At 75.2% G+C, this 5003-nt stretch carries 1 protein-coding gene; it reads right to left on the reverse strand.

Going from position 1 to position 5003, the window contains the following annotated elements:
• On the reverse strand, positions 1-5003 hold a 5003-nt coding region (locus tag ABT041_RS38845), incomplete at both ends, for an SDR family NAD(P)-dependent oxidoreductase (RefSeq protein WP_351193859.1).

Consider the following 5003-nt stretch of genomic DNA (forward strand, 5'->3'; position numbering starts at 1 on the left):
ACGAACGGTGCCAGGGCCGTCTCGCACTCGCCGATGACGCGGGCGAACTCCGGCGAGGAGTCCAGCAGGGCCGTGGCCATGCCGACCCACTGCGAACCCTGCCCGGGGAACACGAACACGACGGGCGCGCCCGACGTGCGGCCCGGCTTCGCGCCGGAGACCGCCGCGGTCACGCCGTCGAGTTCCCGGGAGGCCAGGGCGTCCAGGCCGGCGAGAAGCCCGTCACGGCCGTCGGCGGCGGGGACCACGGCCCGCGACTCGAAGGCGGAGCGCCCGGTGGCCAGGGAGAGCGCCACGTCGGCGGGGCCGAGCCCGGGCCGTTCCCGTACGTACGCGGCCAGCCGCCCGGCCGCCTCGGCCAGGGCCTCCGCCGTACGCCCCGACACCAGCCACGGCAGGCCGGATCCGTCCAATCGGCCCTCGTCCTGCGGAACTTCGGGCGAGTCCACGGCGGGGGCTTCCGCCAGGATGACGTGGGCGTTGGTGCCGCTGATGCCGAAGGAGGAGACACCGGCGCGCCGGGTCCTGCCTTCCTCCGCGGGCCACGGGCGCGGCTCGGTGAGCACCTCGACGCCGCCGCCGGCCCAGTCGACGAGTTCACTCGGCGTGCCGACATGGAGCGAAGCGGGCACCTCGCCGTGGCGCAGGGCCATGACCATCTTGATGATGCCGCCGACTCCGGCGGCGGCCTGGGCGTGTCCGAGGTTGGACTTGAGCGAGCCGAGCATGAGCGGCTGCCCGTCGCGCTCGCTGCCGTAGGTGGCGAGCAGGGCCTGCGCCTCGATCGGGTCGCCGAGCACCGTGCCCGTACCGTGCGCTTCGACGGCGTCGACGCCGGCGAAGGTGACCCCGGCGTCCTGGACGGCGGCGCGGATCACCCGCTCCTGTGCCGGGCCGCTGGGCGCGGTGAGTCCGTTGGACGCGCCGTCCTGGTTCACGGCCGAACCGGCCACCACGGCCAGGACCTCGTGGCCCAGGCGCCGGGCGTCCGACAGCCGCTCCACGACGAGCACACCGACGCCCTCGGCCCAGGCCGTGCCGTCCGCGTCCGCCGAGAAGGACTTGCACCGGCCGTCGGCCGCGAGACCACGTTGCCGCGAGAACTCGATGAAGGTGTTGGGCGTGGACATCACGGCGGCGCCGCCCGCAAGGGCGAGCGAGCACTCGCCCGAGCGCAGGGCGCGCACGGCGAGGTGCAGCGCGACGAGCGAGGACGAGCACGCGGTGTCGACCGTCAGGGCCGGGCCCTGCAGACCGAGCGTGTAGGCCACGCGGCCGGTGGCGACACTGCCGGCGGTGCCGGTCAGGAAGTGGCCCTCGGCCTCCTCCGGAAGCCTGCCGCCCCCGCCGTAGTCGTGGTACATGACCCCGGCGAACACGCCGGTGTCGCTGCCGTGCAGCGAGCCGGGCGTGATGCCCGCCCGCTCCAGGGCCTCCCACGACACTTCGAGCAGCAGCCGCTGCTGGGGGTCCATCGCGAGCGCCTCGCGCGGGGAGATCCCGAAGAAGGCGGGGTCGAACTCGGCGGCCTCGTGGAGGAACCCGCCCTGCCGGACGTACGACGTCCCGGAGTGGTCCGGGTCGGGGTGGAAGAGGCCGTCCAGGTCCCAGCCGCGGTCGGTCGGGAACTCCGAGATGACGTCGCGCCGTTCGGCGACGACGCGCCACAGCGCCTCGGGCGAGTCCACGCCGCCCGGGAAGCGGCAGCCCATGCCGACGATCACGATCGGGTCGTCGTCCGTCCGCGGAGCGACGGCCGCGAGGGGCTGCGCGGGGGCGCTCTCGGCGCGTTCCCGCGCGAGGGCGAGCGTGAAGTCGACGACGGCGGCCGGTGTGGGGTGGTCGAAGACCAGGGTGGCCGGAAGGCGGAGGCCGGTCGCGGAGTTGAGGCGGTTGCGGAGCTGGACCGCGAGCAGCGAGTCGATGCCGAAGCTCTTGAACGGCTGGTCCGGGTCGATGCCGTCCGTCGACGCGCTGCCGATGACCGCGGCGAGCTGGGCGCGGACGACGTCGAGCAGCAGGCGGCGGCCCTCGTCCTCGGACATCCTGCCGAGCTTTCGGCGCAGGCCGGACTCGCCGGCGCGGCGCTGGGGGACCCGTACCAGGGAGCGGAGCAGCGGCGACAGGGTTCCTGCGAGGGCGTCGGAGCGCAGCGAGGCCGGGTCGAGGCGGGCCGGTACGAGCAGGGCGTGGTCGTCGGCGAGCGCCCGGTCGAGGAGTTCGAGGCCCTGTTCGGTGGTGAGCGGGGCGACACCCCGCGTCGAGAGAGTGTCGTCGTCCAAGTGGCCGGTCAGCCCGGTGCGTTCGGCCCAGAGGCCCCAGGCGAGCGAGGTCGCGGGGCGGCCCGCGGCTCGGCGGCGGGCGGCGAGCGCGTCGAGGAAGACGTTGCCGGCGGCGTAGTTGGCCTGGCCCGGGTTGCCGAGCACGCCGGCCACCGAGGAGAAGAGAACGAAGGCCGCGAGGTCGTCGTCGGCGGTCAGTTCGTCGAGGTGCGCGGCGGCGTCCACCTTGGGTCGGAGCACGGCCGCGAGCCGGTCCGCGGTCAGCGACTCGACGACGCCGTCGTCGAGGAGGCCCGCGGTGTGGACGACGGCCGTGAGCCGGACGCCGTCGAGGAGCCGGGCGAGCGCGTCGCGGTCGGCGGTGTCGCAGGCCGCGAGGGTGACCTCGGCGCCCAGCGCGCTGAGTTCCGCGACGAGTTCCCCGGCTCCGGGGGCGTCGGCGCCGCGTCGGCTGACCAGGAGCAGACGCCGGGCGCCGTGCCCGGTCACCAGGTGACGGGCGACCGCGGCGCCGAGGACACCGGTGCCGCCGGTGACGAGCACGGTGCCGTCCGGGTCGAGCGGGGTGGCACCGGCCGGGTCGGCGACGTTCGTGTGGCGGACCAGCCGGGGGGCGAGCAGCGCGCCCGCCCGCAGGGAGAGCTGCGGCTCGGTGAGCACGGCCCCGGGCACGGTCCCGGCCTCGTGCGCCTCGTCCGTGTCCAACAGGGCGAAACGGTCCGGGTGTTCGGACTGCGCGGTACGGATCAGGCCCCACACGGTGGCCTGGGCGGGGTTGTCGACCCCGGGGCCGGCGGCGCCGTCGGTCAGCACCAGCAGGCGGGAGCCGGCGAAGCGGGCGTCGGCCAGCCACTCCTGGACCAGGTCGAGCGCCCAGCGCGCCGCGCGATGAGCGGCCTCGGCGAGAACGGTTCCCGTGCCGTCGGAGCCCTGTGCGGTGTCCGGACATCGGCCGGTGCCGGGACATCGGACGGCGACGACCTGCGGCACCGCGTCCGGTACGTCCGCCAGGTCCGCGACCAGGCACGCGTCGGCGTCGGGCGTGGCGGCGGTGACCGGCTGCCACTCGACGCGGAACAGCGCGTCGGTGCCGCGCCCGGCGGCCAGGCCGGCGGTGAACGGCCGCATCGTGACGGACTCGGCGGACAGTACGGGCTTCCCCGAGGCGTCGGTGACGCGCAGGGCCACCCCGTCGCCCCGCGGGCTCAGCCACACCCGCAGGGCGTCGGCGCCCTCGGTGTAGCGGCTGACGCCCGACCAGGAGAAGGGCAGCACGGTGCCGCCGTCCTCGCGGAGCAGACCGACCGCGTGCAGGGCGGCGTCGAGGACCGCCGGGTGCACCCCGAAGGACGTGGCGTCCAGCTCGGCGGGCAGGGCGACCTCGGCGTAGACGTCGCGGCCTGAGCGCCAGGCGGCGCGCAGGCCCTGGAAGGCAGGGCCGTAGTCGTAGCCCGCCTCCGAGAGGATGTCGTAGCGGTCCTCGACGTCGATCTCCCGCGCGCCGGGCGGCGGCCACTCGACGAGGTCGAAGTCCGCGGCGTCGTCGTCGAGTTCGAGCGTGGCGGCGGCGTGCCGCGTCCACGGGGCGCCCGCGTCGGCGTCCTGTGGACGGGAGTGCACGGCCAGCTCCCGCTGCCCGTTCGCGGCCGGCGGCTCGAGGGTCACCCGCAGCTGTACGGCTTCGCCGGCCGGGAGCAGCAGGGGTGCCTGGAGGGTCAGCTCGGCGAGCCGTCGCCAGCCCGCCCGCGCCCCCACGGCCATCGTGAGTTCGAGGAACGCGGTGCCGGGCAGCAGGACGGTGCCCTGCACGGCGTGATCGGCGAGCCAGGGCTGCGTGTCGAGCGCGAGGCGGCCCGTGTAGACCAGCCGGTCCTCCTCGACCAGCTCGACCACGGCGCCGAGCAGCGGGTGCCCGGCCGAGGCCAGACCGAGACCGCGGGCGTCGGTGGAGGCGGGTTCCGGCTCCAGCCAGTAGCGCTGCCGCTGGAAGGGGTAGGAGGGCAGCTCGACGGCGTGGGCGCGGTAGGCCCCGAGGACGGCCGGCCAGTCGATGGTGATGCCGTGGGACCAGGCTTCGGCGGCGGACTGGACGAAGCGTGTGAGTTCGCCTGTGTTGCGGTGGAGGGTGCCGACGACGGCGCCGGTGTCGCCGATGGTCTCGGTGATGCCGGAGACGAGGACGGGGTGGGCGCTGACCTCGATGAAGACGATGTCGGGGGCGGTGAGGTGTTCGATGACCTCGGCGAGGCGGACCTTGCTGCGCAGGTTCCGGAACCAGTACGCGCCGTCCAGTTCGGTGGTGTCGAGTGCGGCGCCGGTGACGGTGGAGTGGAAGGCGATGTGGCCGGTGCGGGGGGCGACGCCTGCGAGCTCGCGGGCGAGGGTGTCCTGGATCTGGTCGACGTGGGCGGAGTGGGAGGCGTAGTCGACGGGGATGCGGCGTGCCCAGAGGTCGGAGGCCTCGCACTGGGCGAGGAGCTCGTCCAGGGCTTCGGGCTGTCCGGCGACCACGGTCGAGGAGGGCCCGTTGGCCGCCGCGACGGAGATGCGGCCGTTCCACGGTGCGAGCAGTTCTTCCGCCTGTGCCTCGGGGACGCCGAGGGAGGCCATGCCTCCGCCGCCGGACAGGACGCGCAGGGCCTTGGAGCGCAGGGCGACGACGCGGGCGCCGTCTTCCAGGGAGAGGCCGCCGGCGACGACCGCGGCCGCGATCTCGCCCTG

The sequence above is a fragment of the Streptomyces sp. NPDC002825 genome (genome assembly GCF_040295385.1).
Taxonomy (GTDB): Bacteria; Actinomycetota; Actinomycetes; order Streptomycetales; family Streptomycetaceae; genus Streptomyces.